Annotated in this window: 21 protein-coding genes; 11 read left to right on the top strand and 10 right to left on the bottom strand. The window is 60.2% G+C overall.

The window, feature by feature from the left end; all coding sequences use genetic code 11:
* Positions 1 to 13: 13 nt before the first annotated feature.
* A complete protein-coding gene (locus AB4N74_RS12820; RefSeq protein WP_460100584.1) occupies positions 14 to 472 on the top strand; it encodes a GNAT family N-acetyltransferase in 459 nt (152 codons plus the stop codon).
* Between the two features lie 128 nt (positions 473 to 600).
* Positions 601 to 1236, top strand: a complete 636-nt coding sequence (locus AB4N74_RS12815; protein WP_460100581.1) for a hypothetical protein — start codon at positions 601 to 603, stop codon at positions 1234 to 1236.
* Positions 1237 to 1276: 40 nt separating this feature from the next.
* On the opposite strand, the gene AB4N74_RS12810 is transcribed toward AB4N74_RS12815, so the two are convergent.
* Positions 1277 to 1822: a hypothetical protein gene (locus AB4N74_RS12810; protein ID WP_460100578.1), complete on the bottom strand. Its 546-nt coding sequence runs from the start codon at positions 1820 to 1822 to the stop codon at positions 1277 to 1279.
* Between the two features lie 53 nt (positions 1823 to 1875).
* The gene (locus AB4N74_RS12805; RefSeq protein ID WP_257355493.1) at positions 1876 to 2193 is read right to left on the bottom strand and encodes a DUF7693 family protein; all 318 of its coding nucleotides are present in this window, start codon (positions 2191 to 2193) and stop codon (positions 1876 to 1878) included.
* Positions 2194 to 2350: 157 nt separating this feature from the next.
* On the opposite strand from AB4N74_RS12805, the gene AB4N74_RS12800 reads away from it, so the two are divergent.
* On the top strand, positions 2351 to 3796 hold the full coding sequence (locus AB4N74_RS12800; protein ID WP_093441205.1) for a SulP family inorganic anion transporter: 1446 nt from the start codon (positions 2351 to 2353) through the stop codon (positions 3794 to 3796).
* A 575-nt stretch (positions 3797 to 4371) separates the two neighbouring features.
* On the opposite strand, the gene AB4N74_RS12795 is transcribed toward AB4N74_RS12800, so the two are convergent.
* Complete coding sequence (locus tag AB4N74_RS12795; RefSeq protein ID WP_186625250.1) at positions 4372 to 4884, bottom strand: carboxymuconolactone decarboxylase family protein; 513 nt, start codon at positions 4882 to 4884, stop codon at positions 4372 to 4374.
* 131 nt (positions 4885 to 5015) lie between these two features.
* Here AB4N74_RS12795 and AB4N74_RS12790 point away from each other — a divergent pair, with 131 nt between their 5' ends.
* Entirely contained in the window at positions 5016 to 5831 is an 816-nt protein-coding gene (locus AB4N74_RS12790; protein ID WP_095048045.1) for an AraC family transcriptional regulator, read from the top strand.
* Positions 5832 to 5834: 3 nt separating this feature from the next.
* On the opposite strand, the gene AB4N74_RS12785 is transcribed toward AB4N74_RS12790, so the two are convergent.
* Complete coding sequence (locus tag AB4N74_RS12785) at positions 5835 to 6728, bottom strand: DMT family transporter (protein ID WP_460100574.1); 894 nt, start codon at positions 6726 to 6728, stop codon at positions 5835 to 5837.
* An 89-nt stretch (positions 6729 to 6817) separates the two neighbouring features.
* Between AB4N74_RS12785 and AB4N74_RS12780 the strand changes: the two genes are divergently transcribed.
* The 4 genes from AB4N74_RS12780 (at position 6818) to AB4N74_RS12765 (ending at position 9887) form a co-directional block, all read left to right on the top strand.
* Entirely contained in the window at positions 6818 to 8149 is a 1332-nt protein-coding gene (locus AB4N74_RS12780) for an aminotransferase-like domain-containing protein (RefSeq protein ID WP_460101138.1), read from the top strand.
* A gap of 52 nt (positions 8150 to 8201) precedes the next feature.
* Positions 8202 to 8588 (top strand): c-type cytochrome, encoded by a 387-nt coding sequence (locus AB4N74_RS12775; protein WP_460100571.1) that lies wholly within the window; start codon positions 8202 to 8204, stop codon positions 8586 to 8588.
* A 197-nt stretch (positions 8589 to 8785) separates the two neighbouring features.
* The gene (locus AB4N74_RS12770) at positions 8786 to 9481 is read left to right on the top strand and encodes a hypothetical protein (RefSeq protein ID WP_093441166.1); all 696 of its coding nucleotides are present in this window, start codon (positions 8786 to 8788) and stop codon (positions 9479 to 9481) included.
* 112 nt (positions 9482 to 9593) lie between these two features.
* Entirely contained in the window at positions 9594 to 9887 is a 294-nt protein-coding gene (locus AB4N74_RS12765; protein WP_175553880.1) for a hypothetical protein, read from the top strand.
* Here the strand turns inward: AB4N74_RS12765 and AB4N74_RS12760 are convergent, their stop codons facing one another.
* From AB4N74_RS12760 to AB4N74_RS12750, 3 genes are all read right to left on the bottom strand, one after another.
* Positions 9888 to 11528: a sensor domain-containing diguanylate cyclase gene (locus tag AB4N74_RS12760; protein WP_093441156.1), complete on the bottom strand. Its 1641-nt coding sequence runs from the start codon at positions 11526 to 11528 to the stop codon at positions 9888 to 9890.
* 147 nt (positions 11529 to 11675) lie between these two features.
* Positions 11676 to 12155, bottom strand: a complete 480-nt coding sequence (locus tag AB4N74_RS12755; RefSeq protein WP_258708449.1) for a phage infection protein — start codon at positions 12153 to 12155, stop codon at positions 11676 to 11678.
* A 166-nt stretch (positions 12156 to 12321) separates the two neighbouring features.
* Positions 12322 to 12885: a chorismate mutase gene (locus AB4N74_RS12750; protein WP_093441152.1), complete on the bottom strand. Its 564-nt coding sequence runs from the start codon at positions 12883 to 12885 to the stop codon at positions 12322 to 12324.
* Between the two features lie 199 nt (positions 12886 to 13084).
* Here AB4N74_RS12750 and AB4N74_RS12745 point away from each other — a divergent pair, with 199 nt between their 5' ends.
* Both AB4N74_RS12745 and AB4N74_RS12740 read left to right on the top strand, forming a co-directional pair.
* Positions 13085 to 14440 carry an MATE family efflux transporter gene (locus tag AB4N74_RS12745; protein ID WP_099756614.1) on the top strand — a complete coding sequence of 452 codons (1356 nt, stop codon included), beginning with the start codon at positions 13085 to 13087 and terminating at the stop codon, positions 14438 to 14440.
* A gap of 74 nt (positions 14441 to 14514) precedes the next feature.
* Positions 14515 to 15078, top strand: coding sequence for a YceI family protein (locus tag AB4N74_RS12740; RefSeq protein ID WP_460100565.1), 564 nt, complete (start codon positions 14515 to 14517; stop codon positions 15076 to 15078).
* A gap of 15 nt (positions 15079 to 15093) precedes the next feature.
* Here AB4N74_RS12740 and AB4N74_RS12735 read toward each other — a convergent pair whose 3' ends face one another.
* The 3 genes from AB4N74_RS12735 to AB4N74_RS12725 form a co-directional block, all read right to left on the bottom strand.
* Complete coding sequence (locus AB4N74_RS12735) at positions 15094 to 15306, bottom strand: YXWGXW repeat-containing protein (protein ID WP_007908149.1); 213 nt, start codon at positions 15304 to 15306, stop codon at positions 15094 to 15096.
* A gap of 42 nt (positions 15307 to 15348) precedes the next feature.
* The gene (locus tag AB4N74_RS12730) at positions 15349 to 15672 is read right to left on the bottom strand and encodes a YXWGXW repeat-containing protein (RefSeq protein ID WP_095048035.1); all 324 of its coding nucleotides are present in this window, start codon (positions 15670 to 15672) and stop codon (positions 15349 to 15351) included.
* A 181-nt stretch (positions 15673 to 15853) separates the two neighbouring features.
* Complete coding sequence (locus AB4N74_RS12725) at positions 15854 to 16339, bottom strand: DUF3592 domain-containing protein (RefSeq protein WP_093441138.1); 486 nt, start codon at positions 16337 to 16339, stop codon at positions 15854 to 15856.
* Positions 16340 to 16490: 151 nt separating this feature from the next.
* Here AB4N74_RS12725 and AB4N74_RS12720 point away from each other — a divergent pair, with 151 nt between their 5' ends.
* Entirely contained in the window at positions 16491 to 17177 is a 687-nt protein-coding gene (locus AB4N74_RS12720; RefSeq protein ID WP_220556468.1) for a GNAT family N-acetyltransferase, read from the top strand.
* Positions 17178 to 17213 lie beyond the last annotated feature (36 nt).

The following is a 17213-nucleotide window of genomic DNA, read 5'->3' as shown; positions in this document are numbered from 1 at the left end:
ACGGAGCAGGCACATGACCCTTCAGACACTGCGGGCCGACGCGACACACCTGGATGCGGTGGCGCAGTTGTTCGACGCTTACCGAGTCTTTTACCAGCAGCCGTCGAACCTTGAGCAATCACGAACCTTCATCGCCGCGCGCATGGCCGGCGATGAATCCGCGATTTTTCTGGTTCAGGATGAAAAGGGCGAGGCGCTGGGGTTCGTGCAGTTGTATCCGACGTTCTCGTCCATCGATGCCCACCGCACCTGGCTACTCAGCGACCTGTTCACCACGCCCGCCGCCCGTGGGCGTGGGATTGGCCGCTTGTTGATGAACACGGCGCGTGACTTTGCCTTGGCGACCGGTGCCATAGGGCTGGTACTGGAAACCGCCACCGACAACTTCACGGCTCAAGGCTTGTACGAATCCCTCGGCTACGTGCGTGACAGCGGTTATTACACCTACAACCTCGACTTGCGGCAGGGCTGAGCAAATTTTTTTGCTGATTTCCTCAATTCAGGCTTTCGCCCGAAGGCCGCTCTCTCTAGAATCCGCCCGGCCTTCACAATGAAGGCGCAATGCCATCATTTGGTCTTGTACACATAGGGACGGACATCATGCAATTCGGGAAAATTCTGGCGCTGGGGCTGGTACTTGCGCTGGGCGGTTGTGCCAGTTTCACCAAAGACGAAGTGGCGCCGGTGACCATGCCGTCGATGGCCAGCTACACCAACAAGCCAAACGTCTACGTCGATTTCGACTTCTACCAGGGCGAACCGAAAAGCGGCTCCGCTGTGGAAGTGCCACAAGCGCGCGATCAACTGAAACCACAGCTGCAAAAAATTCTCACTGACTCGGGTCTGTTCGGCCGTGTCACCCTGGACGAGTTCCAGAAGCAGCCGGGCGATTACAGCCTGCGTCTGAAAATGTACAACCATCCGCCGAATGCCGGTTCTATGGTGCTGGCCTTCATCAGCGGCTTCAGCATGATGGTGATCCCGGCGTATGGCACCGATCAGTACACATTGAGCCTGGAAGGCTTGGATGGCCAAGGTCAGGCCCTGACCACCGCGAGCAACCACGATGCGGTCGGCACCTGGTTCGGCATCTGGTTTATCCCGCTGATGGCCAACACACCTAAAGACGCGGTGAATGACACCTTCACCCGCCAGGTCAACGCGCTGCTCAAGCAGATGGTTGATAGCAAGAACCTGAAGTACTCGGCACTCGAAACCCGCATTCCACGGGGCTGAAGCCAAAAAAAGAGCCGCAATCGCGGCTCTTTTTTTATCCTTACTTCAGGGCCTGAATGAACTGTGGATCGCTGTACAGTTCCTTGAGCAAGTCACGCACCATCGGGTTGTAAGCGTTGACTGCGTTCGGGATCGCAATGAAACCGAAGAAGCTGCTGCTCCATTGGCTGCTGACATTCTTGGTCGCGTCGTACACCACATTGTTGCCGTTGAGCAGAGTGAAACGTGCAGCAAGTTTGCCGTCGCCCGTGCCCATGCCGGCGGACAGTTCGTTCTTCACCACCAGCACTTTCAACTGACGCTGAGCCTGCGGATCGAGCAGACCGGCCTTGCGCAGTTCGTCGGTGATCGCGTCCTGAATGTGTGCCGGGATGCTGCCGGAGGGCGAACGAACCGGGTTGGCACGGACCACTAGCGAACCTTCACCGGATTCGGCCGTGACCTGAGGATTGCTGATCGCGTGCAGCGGCGGGGTTTGTTTGAGCTTCTGCACGTTCTCGAAGCTTGGTTCGTAACGGGTCATGGTCATGCCACAGCCTTGCAGGAGCAGGGCCAGCATCGGGATCAACAACAGCGACTTCTTCACGGCAGTTCCTTGCGTGGGAATAGAGGAGGGCGCGAATTATGGGCATAGTGCCATCATTGAGCAACCTCGTTCGTTTGCGCGTTGAGCAATCGCTCGATCTGCGCCAATTCCCAGGTACTGAGCAAACTCACCGGATCGGTGCCGTAACGCTGCCAACTGTCCAGCGCGCCTTCTTGTCCGTCACCATTGCGGGCGAATTCACAGTGATGTAACCGCCCACCTTCAACATCCAGCCGCAACTGCCAGCCTTCGATATCGACCGTGACCAGCCCGGCCTTGGTAGGCCGCTCGCAGATTTTCAAAGCGAGCACGCCCAACGCCGCTTCACGCAGACGCTGACACACCTCGCGGGCGCTCAGAAATGCAGACATGTCGAACTCAATGACCAGAGGAGCGGGCCAGCATAAAGGTCGGGCCGACAAGTGTCAGCGTTCACTGGCCCGATCCGCGACAATTCCGTAACATCCGCAACCCTCTTTTTCCCGAACACCTGCAGCCGCACTCGGCGGCCGCTCAATCAGGTAAGCCATGAAACCGATTCGTCTGCGCGCCGATGTCCTGGCCGGACTCACCACCTCGTTTGCCCTGTTGCCCGAATGCATTGCGTTCGCACTGGTGGCGCACCTCAATCCGCTGATGGGCCTGTATGGCGCGTTCATCATTTGCACGCTGACGGCGTTGTTCGGCGGCCGGCCGGGCATGGTCTCCGGCGCGGCCGGTTCGATGGCCGTGGTCATCGTTGCGCTGGTGGTGCAGCACGGTGTGCAGTATTTGCTGGCGACGGTGTTGCTTGGCGGTTTGATCATGATGGCGTTCGGTTTGCTGCGCCTTGGCAAACTGGTGCGCATGGTGCCGCACCCGGTGATGCTCGGCTTCGTCAACGGCCTGGCGATCATCATTGCGCTGGCGCAACTGGAACATTTCAAGAACGGTGAGGACTGGCTCAGCGGTACGCCGTTGTACCTGATGGCCGGGCTGGTGGCGCTGACCATGGCCATCGTCTATATCCTGCCGCGTCTGACGAAAGCGGTGCCGCCGGCACTGGTGGCGATCCTCGGCGTCGGTCTGCTGGTCTATCTGTTCGGCCTGCCGACCCGCACCCTCGGCGACATGGCGCACATTGCCGGCGGCTTGCCGACGTTCGCTTTGCCGGACATCCCGTGGAATCTTGAAACCCTGCGCATCATCGCGCCTTACGCGATTCTGATGGCGCTGGTCGGTCTGCTGGAAACCCTGCTGACGTTGAACCTGACCGACGAAATCACCGAAACCCGTGGCTACCCGGATCGCGAGTGCGTGGCGCTCGGTGCGGCCAATATGGTCTCGGGCGCATTCGGTGGCATGGGCGGTTGCGCGATGATCGGCCAGACCGTGATCAATCTCAGCTCCGGTGGGCGCGGGCGCTTGTCTGGCGTGGTCGCTGGGGTGCTGATTCTGTTGTTCATTCTGTTTCTGTCGCCGCTGATCGAGCGTATTCCGCTGGCGGCGCTGGTGGGTGTGATGTTTGTGGTGTCGCAGCAGACTTTTGCCTGGGCGTCGTTGCGGGTGGTGAACAAAGTGCCGCTCAATGATGTGCTGGTGATCATTGCTGTGACTACCATCACTGTGTTCACTGATCTGGCCACCGCGGTGTTGTGCGGCATCATCATCGCTGCGCTCAACTTTGCCTGGCAGCAGGCGCGTGAGTTGTATGCCGATGAGCATCTGGAGGCTGACGGCAGCAAGCTTTATCGTTTGCATGGCACGTTGTTTTTTGCTTCGACTACGCCCTTTCTCAATCAGTTTGATCCGGCTAATGATCCGGCCCGGGTGACTTTGGATTGTCGGCATTTGAGTTTTGTTGATTATTCGGCGATTGCGGCTTTGAGGACTCTGCGCGAGCGCTATGCCAAGGCGGGTAAGCATTTGCAGGTGTTTCATTTGTCTGAGCGGTGCAAGAAATTGTTGAAGCGGGCGGGTGAGGTGCATCACTGATTGTCTGGCTGACCGGGTATATATCCGTTGCTGCGGTCACGGCCACTTAGGGTTTCGCCCTTACGGCGACTCACTTTTTTTACAAACGCCTAAAAAAAAGTAAGCAAAAAAACGCTTGCTCCTACGTGCGGCCCGCTCGCTGGGGCTCGGGGTTCCTTCGCTCCGGGATCCCTCCGGGCGCATCGCCTACGGTTTGCTTCGCTGCACCTCCTCTCGATGTGTTTGGCTGCGCCAAACGGTCGCTGCGCTCCCACGCCCGGATGAATCCCTCCACTCAGCCTTCCGACGTCGCTCGTGGATCAAGATCAAGATCAAGAGCGGCAGCCGAGCTAACGCTCATCCTGTTGAGTGGTTAGAAGCGATGCGGTGCGAGGTGGGAAGTGCTTTTTTTCTGTGGGAGCGAGCTTGCTCGCGAAGGCGGCCTGGCAGCCGACCAATTTTCTATCGGATGTACTCAGTCCCAATGTAGGAGTGAGCCTGCTCGCGATGGCGTCGGGTCGGTCAAAGATGCTTTGAATGACACGCCGCTAGCGCTTGCAGATTCGCCCCCACTGGTGTTGTTGTGTGGCCAGACTTCAGATGGCCGGGAAGTCGATATCGGTCAGTGCCGCGTTGTTCAGGTAGTTGGTCAGGCTCTGTACGGCCACCAGTGCGATCACTTCGATGATCTTCACGTCGTCGATGCCGGCGGCGCGGGCGGCGGCGATCTGTTCATCAGTCAAATGGCCGCGGCTTTCGGTCAGCTGACGGGCGAGGGTGGCGTAGGCGTTGAGCTCGCCCTGGCGTGCGGCGACGATGTCCTGCGCCGAGAGCCCGGCTTTGCCGGCAAACAAGGTGTGTGCCGCCAGGCAGTAGTCGCAACCGTTGACCTGTGAGGTGGCGAGGTACACGGCTTCTTTTTCCTGGGCGTTCAGCGAGGTCTTGCCGAGGATCGCCGAGGCTTGCACGTAGGTTTCGAGGGCCACCGGTGCTTTGGCCAGGGTGGTGAAGACGTTGGGCAGGAAACCGATTTTCTTTTTCACGCCTTCCAGCACAGGGCGGCTGGCGTCGGCGGCGGTTTCGAGGCTGATAGCGTGGATGCGGCTCATGGTGATTCTCCGAAAGTCCGGTGCGAAGTGCGCCGGGGATGGAGGTCATGTTATTGAGCCGGGCTGGTGGGTTGGCGGCAAATCGTCGAGGATATGCGGCAGATCGTCCAGATATGCCCTCGGAGTCGTCCATGGATCGCCTTTCAACATTGCTCAGCCATTTCGGCGTGAATGCCGGTACGTTCCACAGCGGCGCGTTTTGCGGCGTCAGCGTTCATGACAACGAGCCGGTGGGGCATGTGCATCTTTTGCAGGCCGGTGAATTGCTGCTCAAACCGGGCAACGAGCGTGAGATTCGTCTGAGCGAACCGTCGCTGATCTTCTTCCCCCGACCCTTTACCCATCGCATGTTTGCCGATGAAGCCATGGACACCCGATTGGTCTGCGCCACGCTGACGTTTGATGGCGGCTCCGGCAATGCCCTGGCGGCGGCGCTGCCGGATTATCTGGTGCTGAAACTGACGGACATCCCGGAACTGGGCAACACCGTGGAATGGCTGTTCAAGGAAGCATTCGAAGGTCATTGCGGGCGGGTGGCGGTGATGGATCGCCTGTTCGAACTGCTGGTGATTCTGTTGCTGCGGCACTTGATCAGCAGTCGGGAGCAACAACCGGGGATGATCGCCGGTCTAGCCGATCCACGCCTGTCCCGTGCCTTGAACCTGATGCACGAGCAACCGCAAAAACCTTGGAGCGTGGCGGATCTGGCCGCTGTCGCCAACCTGTCCCGCGCCGGGTTTGCCGAGCAGTTTCGCCGGGTTGTCGGGCAAACGCCGGCCGATTACCTGCTGAGCTGGCGCGTCAGTCTGGCGCAGAAACGCCTGCGCGAAGGCAGACCGATTGCGCTGATTGCCGAAGAGGTCGGTTACGAAAGTCCTTCGGCGCTGGCCCGGGCGTTTCGGCGCAAGACCGGGCTCAGCCCACGCGAGTGGAAGGCGGGTGCCTGAGGATCATTTGGCGAATTTCTTCGCCCCGGCGACACACAGGATCACGCCAAACGTCACGGCGAGCATGCCGAGGCTGACCTGTTCATGCAGCAGCGTCGCCGCCAGCGCCAGACCGAAAAACGGCTGCAGTAATTGCAACTGACCGACCGCGGCAATCCCGCCCTGAGCCAGACCGCGATACCAGAACACAAAACCGATCAGCATGCTGAACAGCGACACGTAGCCCAGACATAGCCACGCCGACAGACTGATTGCGTTGAACGAGGCGGGCGCCAGCCACACACTCAACACCGCCATGAGTGGCAGCGAAAGCACCAGCGCCCAGCAAATCACCTGCCAGCCGCCGAGAGTGCGCGACAACTTCGCGCCTTCGGCATAACCGAGACCACAGGCCAGAATCGCCGCGAGCATCAGCAGATCGCCAGTGGGCGAGGCGGTCAGACCTTGTGCCAGCGCGAAGCCGACCACCAGCGCGCTGCCGAGCATCGAGAAAATCCAGAACACCGGTCGCGGCCGCTCACCGCCGCGCAGCACAGCAAAAATCGCTGTGGCCAGTGGCAGCAAGCCGACAAACACAATCGAATGCGCCGACGTCACGTGTTGCAACGCCAGTGCGGTCAACAGTGGAAAGCCAAGCACCACGCCCAGCGCGACAATCAACAGCGACAACCACTGATTGCGCGCCGGGCGCCGCTCGCGAAACAGCCACAACAGCGCCACCGCCAACACCCCGGCGATGGCGGCGCGGACCACCGTGAGAAACACCGGATCGAACTCCAGCACCGCCATACGCGTGGCCGGCAGCGAACCGCTGAAGATCACCACGCCGATAAAACCGTTGATCCAGCCACTGGTTTTTTCCAGTGCCGGGGTCGTCAGATTCGAAGTCCTTTCCATCACCGTTCACGCTCGGAAGTGGGTTGCATTGCGGTCATGCTAGAGCCGAGAATCAGCACAATCAAAGAATTGTCATGGATACATCCGGCATGCCACGTTCGCGCTACAAGACACTGGTTGACGCCTTTGCTGCGGACATTCGCTCGGGGATGTTGCCGCCAGGTACACGGTTGCCGACCCATCGGCAACTGGCGGCTCAGGAAGGGTTGGCGCTGGTCACGGCCTCGCGGGTATATGCAGAGCTGGAGGCCATGGGCCTGATCAGCGGCGAGACCGGGCGCGGTACGTTTGTCCGCGAAACGTCGTTGTCGCCGGGGCAGGGCATCGATCAGAAAGACGTGGCGGTCGGCATGATCGACCTCAATTTCAATTACCCGTCGTTGCCCGGTCAGGCGGATTTGTTGCGCACAGCGTTGCGCCAATTGGCGTTGTCCGGCGATCTGGAGGCGTTGCTGCGTTATCAACCGCATGCCGGGCGCGGCCACGAGCGTGCATCGGTCGCGCGGCACCTACTGACGCGCGGGGTGAGGGTCGAGGCCGAGCAAGTGCTGATCGTCAACGGTGCCCAGCAAGGCCTGGCCGTCACGCTGATGGCGCTGCTCAAACCCGGCGATGTGATCGCCGCCGACGCGCTGACCTATTCCGGGTTCAAGGTGCTGGCCGAAGCGCTGCATCTGGAAGTCGTAGCCATTCCGCTCGGTGATCAAGGGCCGGATCTCGTCGCGCTGGAGAAACTCTGTCGCAGCCGCTCGGTGCGCGCCGTGTACAGCATGCCGACGTTGCACAACCCGTTGGGTTGGGTGATGCCGCTGGCGCAGCGCGAGCAGTTGGTGGCTATTGCCCGGCGACATGATCTGACAATAATCGAAGACGCGGCCTACGCCTTTTTGGTTGAAAACCCACCGCGTACGCTGATCGATCTGGCGCCGGAGCGCACGGTGTACGTGTCGGGCCTGTCGAAAAACATCGCCACAGGCCTGCGTGTCGGTTTCATCGCCGCCCCGACCGACGTGGTGCCAGCACTGGAACGCATCATCCGCGCCACGACCTGGAACACCCCAGGCGTCATGACTGCCATCGCCTGTGGCTGGCTCGACGACGGCACGGTAACGTTGCTGGAAGAACAGAAGCGCAACGACGCCAAGGCGCGGCAGGCACTGGCGACCGAAGTGTTGAAAGGCCTGCCGAGCATTGGTCATCCGGCGTCGTATTTCCTGTGGCTACCGCTGCCGGAAGATGTGCGCGCCGATCAGATTGTCGTCGAGCTGATGCACGAGCAGATTTCCGTCACCACGGCCGAACCGTTTTCGGTGGCGGGTCATATGCCGCATGCGATTCGCCTGGCGTTGGGCTCGGTAGAGATGGACGTGTTGCGTCAGGCGTTGAGCAAAGTCAGAAAGATCATTGGCGCTTACCTGTAAAAACATAATGCTACCCTTGCGTCGCCCGATGCAGACCGATCCGGAACCCTCGATGAAAAACACCGCTGCACTGTCACTCGCCCTGATGCTCGCCACTGGCCTGTCCAGTACGTTCACCCTCGCCGCAGGCGACCCCGAAGCCGGCGCGAAAATCTTTCCCCGTCTGTGCGGCGGCTGCCATCAGGTCGGCGAATCGGCCCGCCCCGGATTCGGTCCGCAACTCAATGGCATCATCGGTCGGCTCGCCGGTACGTCAGCGAATTACGTGTATTCAGAGGCGATGAAGAACTCGGGAGTGACCTGGGATCGCGAAACGCTGATCGCCTATCTGAAGGATCCGAAAGGCGTGGTGCCGGGTACGCGGATGATTTTCTGGGGCTTGAGCGACGAAGAAAAACTCGACAATTTGCTGGCGTACCTCCAGACCTTCACGCAATAACGGCAGCTCCTACAGGGCGTGCGTGTTTTTGAGGTGCAGCGATGTCGGTTGATGCTCTCTGTGACAACCCCCTCCATCACGCTCGATTGATTCCGCCGCCAGGGTCATGACCGTCACTACTACGTCTTCTTCGCGACTCAAGTATTGCGGTGTTCGGGCGATATGCCGGACACCCAAGTCCTTGATTGAAAAATGACATGAAAAAGCTACTCGTCGCTGTTGCTGCCCTCGTTTTGCTGACGGGTTGCGTGACCAAAGATCTCAGCGTTGAAGACCGCCAGCAGATCAAAACCGTGAAAGTGCTGCCGGTGTTTGTTGCCGTCGATAACTTTCAATACACCAGCATGACGCAGGCCTGGGGCGCCGGCCTGGGTGCTGGAGCCGGCGCAGCGGCAGGTATGGCCTCAGGTGCTTCGACTTCTGGCGCCGGTGCGTTAACGGGGGCGGGCTCTGTGGCAGGGACGAAAGCGGCGGACGTGGCCACCGGCGATATCACTCTGGCGATTCGCAACAACATGAAGGCCAATGGCATCGACCTGAGCCAGTTGATCCGGCAAAGCTTCGAAAAACGCGTACAGCAGGAACATCTGTTTACCGTGGTGGGCGAGGGTGAGCGAGCCGATGCCGAGGTCGAAATTCTGGTCTCTCAATGGGGCCTCTGCCTGAAGAACTTCAGCACCGTGTTGTATCCCGTCATCGGTGCCACGGCGCAAATCAAGCGCAACGGCTCAGCGGTATGGCGTAATTTCGACACGATCTCTGTATCCAACGATGCCAACACCATCGCCTATACACCGGAGCAGTACGCCACGGATCCCGAGGCGTTGCGCAAAGCGTTCAGCCATGTGTCCGATCTGGTGGTCAACAAGCTGGTCGATCACTTGAAACAGTAATCGGCACAAGGCGATCGTGTTCGCGGAACGCTGCAGTCGGTCACGGGTCGATAGGGTACTTGTGCGGTATTTCCCTATCGTCCGGCACACCGTTGCACTCAAGGAGCTCACCATGAAATCTCTGCTACTGGCAGCCCCGCTGTTGCTTGTCAGCGCAATCGCCCATGCCGGCATCCCTATGCTCAACGCGACGTGCCCGGGCAAGATCGAAGTGCACGCCGATGAAGGCGGGCCGATCTACATCAATGGCAAGGAAGGCCAGTTGAAGAAATTCAATGAGAACTACTTCGAAACCAAAGGCGCGGGCGTGACCATTTCCCTGAGCATCAATCCCGACGGTTCGCCTGCGGTGTCGTACACCGGGAAGAACCGGGCCAACGGGATTTGCGAAGTGAAGAAGGGCTGATCACGCCACCTGATTACGACCTGCCGCCTTGGCCTGATACAACTGCTGATCGGCGCGTTTGATCAGTGCGTTGTGGTTGTTATCGGCCGGGTCCGCCAGGCCGATGCCGATGCTGACCGTCACTTGCCCGATCACCGGGAAGTGAGCTTCGGCGACCGCCACGCGGATCTTCTCGGCGACGACTTCCGGAGTGTCGGGTTTGGCGATTTCCGGCAACAGCACAGCGAACTCTTCGCCGCCGTAACGGGCGACGAAATCGGTGGTGCGCAAACTGCTCTGAATCAACTGCGCCAATTGTTGCAGCACATCATCACCCACTGCGTGGCCGTGGGAATCATTGATGCGCTTGAAGTGATCGGCATCGATCAGCAGCAGGGAGAACGGACGTCCGGTGCGGCGGAACAGCAGTGTGTATTCGGTGAGTTTCTCGTCGAAACGGCGACGGTTGTAAACGCCGGTCAAACTGTCGTGGGTCGCCAGGCTGAGCAATTCGGCATTGGCCTGCGTCAGCGCAGCGGTGCGTTGCGCGACGGTTGCTTCCAGCGAGGCATTGGCCTCTTGCAGCTCGCGCTCTTTGCCGAGCAGCGATTGCGTCATGGCATCAATGGACTGGCCGAGCTGGGCAATTTCCAGCACCGGGTGCTGCAGCGGGAATTGCGCACCGGGCTGTTGGTTTTGCACTTGCCGCGCCGAGCGCGCGAGCTGTTCGATCGGTCGGCTCAGGTACAGCGCCAGGTAGTAAGCCACCAAGCCGAACAGCACCGCCGCGACCACACCCAGGATCAGCAATTTGTACATCAGCAGGCGCGCCGGTTGCAGTGCGGTTTCCAATGGCTGGCGCACGGCAATCGACCATGACAGCACCGTACTCGATGGCGTCGGTACGGTGACCACGCTGGTGAGGAATCCGTTGCCCGCCGTCCAGCCTTGCCTTTTGGTGTCAATTGCCAGTTGCTGACCCATCAGCGCTTCCGGGTAGAGCACTTTGCCATCGTGATCGATGATCAACGCTTCGATATCCGGCGTTGAGTTTTTATGCGAAAGCGCCGCCGACTCAACAATGCGCGTCACCCAGCTCCAGTGTGCGTGGGCGCCAAGAACACCAATCACCTGGCCGTCTGCGTTGCGGATCGGTGCGGCGAAATCGATGAAGCGCAGCGGTTCACCGTTCGGCAGGGCCGGCAGCATTTTCGCCAGCAACACCGCCTCATGAGGATCGCCGGTGTACTCGCCGCGCAACCCGGCCTGGAACCAGGGCCGTTGCTGCACCGATTGGCCGACCAGCAAGTCGTTCACCGCCTGATGCACCTTGCCCTCGGCATCGGTGACGCCCATCCACGCATACTCGGTGCGGGCCTGGGTGCGCAGTTGCATCGATTTCAGAATCGCCGGGTTATCCAGATCACCACGCTCCAGATGCGGCGCACGGCTGAGCAGATACACCTCCAACTGGCGTTCGCGCAGTCGTTCACCCAACAACGATGCAGCCGAGCGCGCGGTGTTGAGCAACGCATTGCCGCTGGCCTGCTTCATTTGTTCCGTGGCGATATGGCCGACATAGAAGCCCACGCTCAGCAGCGTCAGCAGGGATAAACCGGCAAACCAAAGGGTGAGGTGGCTACGCAGACTGGCTTTGAGCATGGGCAGTCGAGGTCTGTTTTGGAGTTGTGGCCGCATGGTATGCGCAATGGGCGGTGGGTGGCCAGTCGGGGAATGGATGGCGCCGGACGTGAAAAAGCCCGGCTGATCAGGCCGGGCTTTCATTGTGATTGCGATGAAGCCGCAGAGTTATGCGACGCGGCGTTCGATCAGGCGATCAGCGCCACCTTCAGCAACACGACGTTCGATCAGGCGATCAGCGCCACCTTCGGCAACACGGCGTTCGATCAGGCGATCAGCGCCACCTTCGGCAACACGGCGTTCGATCAGGCGATCAGCGCCACCTTCAGCAACACGACGTTCGATCAGGCGATCAGCGCCACCTTCAGCAACACGACGTTCGATCAGGCGATCAGCGCCACCTTCAGCAACACGACGTTCGATCAGGCGATCAGCGCCACCTTCGGCAACGCGGCGTTCGATCAGGCGATCAGCGCCACCTTCAGCAACGCGGCGTTCGATCAGACGATCAGAACCGCCCTCAGCAACACGACTTTCAATCAACTTGTCCGAGCCGCCTTCTGCGACTTGGGTGTGTGCCGGGGTGGCGGCAAAAGCGTTAATGGCGAAAACCGAGAAAGCGATGCTGAGAAGGGTCTGGCGTTTCATGATCGTGTGCTCCGGGGTGTTGTTGGTTGGTATGGAGCTGATGTTACGCCGTGGAATTTTTATGAGAACTTCATTGCCGTGATGGTGAACATCGACCGCAATGATGGTTCACCAATCCCCCCTGTAGGAGCTGCCGCAGGCTGCGATCTTTTGATCTGGCCGTTTCTCAGCGCGAGTTCGCCGCCCGCACACACAACTCACCGGTCGCCCGTGTCAGGGCCAGTTCATGCAGCGCGTCGTGGGCCAGACCGATGCGCGCCTTGGCCAGCCACACCGGGCAATTCGCATCATGGCGATACGGCGCGAAATCGGCGTATTGCTGCAGCAGGCGGGTTTGCAGCTCATCCAGACGTGGGCGAATCTGTTTAGCCAGGTCGGGGCGCGGGGTGTCCGGCGCAGCGCCGGACGCTTGCCATTGTGCGAGCAAGCCGTACTGCACCAGTTTATTCGCCTCCATTTGCGCGGCGATCAGTTGCGCCACGTCTTCCGCGTCGAGCTGGCGTTCGGTGGCCAGGTTGCGGGCATTGGCAATAACCTGCGCTTCACGCGGGCTGTCCTGAATCGGCTTGCCGCTGTCCCATTTGGTCAGCGCGACGAGGTCGCCGATGTTCAGGCGTTCGTTGAGTGTTTCCAGCAACGGCTTCAACGTTTCGCCAGGCGCGGCGGCGTGAGCGCTGGTGGTGAGCACGGCGAGGAGGGTGGCGGTCAGCAGATGGGCAAAGCGCGGCATGAACAGAGCCTCAATGAGAGAAGTCAAAGTTGGCAGTTGTTTACCACAGCTCTGAACTTGCACCTACAGAACCGTGTCCGTTACACAGGCGCGGCCACCGGTCATAAACACCGATTTGAAATGTTAATTGCGCCCCGCGTGCAACTCACCGAAGCTATCCTCCATCAGCCCTCCCGCCGTCGAGATGGACCTCTATTCAATGCAAGCCGTCGCCCAACGCCCACTCTGGCACACCTACCTGCTGTTCCTTGCGCCGATGGTGCTGTCGAACTTTCTGCAATCGATGTCGGGCACGGTAAACAGCATCTACATCGGCCAGATGCTCGGCACCCAGGCGTTGGCGGCGGTATCGGGGATGTTTCCCATCGTGTTCTTCTTTATCGCACTGGTGATCGGCCTCGGCGCAGGCGCCGGAGTGTTGATCGGTCAGGCGTGGGGCGCGCGTGAGCCGCACATGGTCAAGGCGATTGCCGGGGCAACGCTGTTGCTCGGGGTGTTGATCGGTCTGGTGGCGGCGGTGTTGGGCAGCGTGTTCGCGCGGCAGGCGCTGGCGGGGCTGGGGACGCCGGCGGATGTGCTCGACGATGCGGTGGCGTATGCCCATGTGATGATGTGGATCTTGCCGTCGCTGCTGGTGTTCGTGTTGTTCACCCAGCTGTTGCGCGGGGTCAGCGATACGCTGTCGCCATTGCTGGCGCTGATGGTCTCGACCTGCGTCGGGCTGGCCCTGACCCCGGCGCTGATTCGCGGCTGGTTCGGCTTGCCGCAATTGGGTATTCAGAGTGCGGCGTACGCCGGGCTTGCCGGTAACCTCGCGGCGATGGCGTGGCTGGCGTGGCGCCTGATTCGCAAGGGGCACCCGTTGGCGCCGGATCGGGAGTTCTTCGCCGCGCTGCGCCTTGACGGGGCGATTCTCGGCAAGGTCTTGCGCATCGGTCTGCCGACCGGCGTGCAGATGATTGTGCTGTCGCTGTCGGAGCTGGTGATCCTGGCGCTGGTCAACCAGCACGGCTCGCAAGCGACCGCCGCGTATGGGGCGGTGACGCAGATCGTCAACTATGTGCAGTTTCCGGCGTTGTCGATTGCGATCACCGCGTCGATCCTCGGTGCGCAGGCCATCGGCGCCGGACGGCTGGAGCGCATGGGGCCGATTCTGCGCACCGGGCTGTTGATCAACGTGTGCCTGACCGGCGGTTTGATTGTGCTCGGCTACCTGTTGTCGCACTGGCTGCTGGGGCTGTTCCTGACCGAGGACTCGACCCGGGCGATGGCTGAGCATCTGCTGCACATCATGTTGTGGAGCCTGTTGGTGTTCGGCTTCCAGGCAATCATCGGCGGGATCATGCGCGCCAGCGGCACGGTATTGGTGCCGGTGGCGATTGCGATCATTTGCGTGGTTGGCGTGCAACTGCCAGCGGCGTACTGGCTGGACGGGCAGTACGGTTTGCAGGGTGTGTGGATGGCGTTTCCGGTGGCCTATCTGGGCATGCTGGTGTTGCAGACCTTGTATTACAAACTGGTCTGGCAGCATCAGAAGATCGAGCGTCTGGTGTAGGCGCTGGCGTAACAGTCGGATGTTTGCTTAATTCAATCGAAGCCCTCGACGGCTAGCCCCGCCCGGAGAATCCCATGTCGATCCGAATACTGCTGGCTGCCGCGAGTTCGCTGTGCGTCGTCTGTGCCGCGCAGGCTGACGAATACACGCGGGTCAACACCACCGCCAGCCAGATCAGCTTCACCTACAACCAGATGGGCTCGCGGGTTTACGGCACCTTCGGCAAGTTCGAGGCGACGCTGGACTTTGACACCGACAACCTCGCCGACGCCCACACCTCGTTGCATATCGACCTCACCAGCATTGATGCCGGCAGCGAAGACGCCAACACCGAACTGGTGAAACCGGCGTGGTTCGACACTGAAAAATTCCCCTTGGCGGTGTTCGAATCCAAGCGTTTTACCCAAGATCCAAAAATCAAAAATCTTTACTTGATCTACGGCCAGCTCACCCTCAAAGGCATCACCCGTGAGGTTCAGGTACCGGTGGAATTGAAACCGGACAACGCCATCGGCGTTTTCGACGGTGAGCTGGTGCTCAACCGTGACGAGTTCGGCCTCGGCGCGGGGGAGTGGGCGGACACCGTGGTGTCCAAGGACATCGCCATCAAATTCAAAGTGGTGGCGCCACAGCAGTGACGCCCGCCGTTGCAATCAATAGGCCCGCCAGTGCCCCGGCACCCAGCGCCATTGGTTGCCGCCCCAGCGATAGTGCCCGGCAACCCAGTGATAACCCGGCGCCGGCATCACCGGAACGACTTCGACCAGCGGCGGAGGCCGATGCGGACGGGCCGGCTCGACGACGCAACCGGACAACGTAACGGCCACCAGCGTGGCGGCCAGCAATGCTTTAACGGTCTTCGACATGGAGGTGTTCTCGCAAGAAGTGATGGTCAGGCTGTCGCGCATTCATCGCACCCAATGCCCCTCGACCCAGAACCAGTTTGGTCCGCGTGCCTGCCAGTGCCCGGGTTTCCAGCGCGCGCCGTACCTCACCGGTTGCCAGTGGCCGGGTATCCACACGTAACCGCGTCCTTGCCAGCGCCAATGACCTTGATCCCAGACATAACCGGGACGTGCGCCGGGCATCACTTCCATGCGCATCGGCGGTGGAGCTTGCTGGACGATCACCACCGGTTGCGCAAACACCGGGGCACTGCTCAGCGCCGCCAGCGTCAACGACACCAGCAGCAGGGTTTTTCGCCATTTGGACAGGGAACGCAAAACGCTCATGACAACTCCTCAAGGCCTGCGTTGAAAAGTGAACGCAGCTGCAGAATTGGATGCCTGATTTGCGAAAGATCCCGTCTGAGGTGGATGAAATTTTTTTCAGGGAGGGCGATGCGAGAACGTCAGGATGGCGCCGCAGCAAGACGCCCGGCGCGCGTGATGGTTGTTGCCTGTGAGGCTGGACTCAATAAAACCGGTCTTGTTCTTTCATTGCCTGAATCTGCCAGAACGTCCTGCCCGAGATCAGCAGAAACAGCAGTGCGAGCAACACACCGCCGGTCATGATGTAGAAGCTCGTACGGTAACTCTGCAACTGGCTGGCGATACAGCTTTTATCCGGCATCCACGGCGACACCAGCAGGGTGATGGGGCCGTCGACTTCATATTGGGTATGCTCGACGTAGCGTTCGTCGGCGTGTTGCCCTTCATGGGTCTGGCCTTGGGCATCGGTGTATTGATAGTGAATGACCTTGCCATTGGCGTTCATTGGAATCTTTTCCAGTGCCGTGACGCTGCCGCGGGTTTCCACACCGTTGAAACTCAGCGCCCCATAAAGCATGCCCGACTTGTGCGCCATTGCAGCGAGCAGCAAAACCACGCAGCAAGCAACGGTCAGCATGACGATACGGTTGTAAAGGTGATCCTTGGCAGCTTCGCGCGGGTAGTACATGGCCGATCCCTGGTGGTGACATTTGTAGGAGACCGTTACATCGGCGCTCGGAACAGGAACTTTAGACGTCGAGCGCGTGCGTCACGGTATGATGTCGCGGCTCGTCGACCGCTGCGGCGGTCGGCAACGCTTTTTACCGTCGGAGTTCGTCATGCCACGCATCACCCACTACAAATCCCCATGCCCCGAGGCCGTCAACAGCCAGATCCTGCAGATGGTCGTCGACTACCTGACCGACATCAGCGCGGTCGGCCTCGGCCCGAGCAACCTGCTGTACAACGTCTATCAGTACGCAGTTGGCTATGAGGTGCATCTGTATCTCGAAGCGTTGAATGGCGAGAAGGGTATCGACGTGGAGTTGCTGGTGGCCACCGACGAGGATGATCCGGAGCAAGTGATCGGTTTTCTGTTGTACCTGCCGGTGCAGGGCGACTGGGAAGCCTGCAGCGTGGCCTACATGGCGGTGCGCGAAGGGCATCGGCGCCAGGGCGTGGCGCGGGCGATGATCGGTGAGATGGTCGGGCGTTATCCCCATGCGGAGCTGGCCTGCACGATCGGCAAAGTCCCGCACTTCGAAGCGTTGGACTTTGAGGTGATTGGCCAGCGTGAAACCCAGGTGTTGATGAGCACCCGGCATTACCGCAGCAATGGCTTGCGCGGATTTATCGACACCACGCCGATTTACCGCTCGCTGGAAGTGCAGCAGATCCACACCTACCTGCTGCAGAAAAATGGCAAACGGGCGATGCTCGATGCCGAGAAACAGCGCGACCGGCACCTCGATCAGACCACTCGCCATGTCGAGGATTTTGTCCGCCAGCGCCTGACCGTGCACTGACCTCGCTTCGGCGAAAAAGCCCTTGCTGTGAATCGC

The organism is Pseudomonas sp. H3_C08 (genome assembly GCF_054669455.1).
Note: the sequence above shows the minus strand (reverse complement) of the source record. Positions and strands in the feature narration are given on the sequence as shown.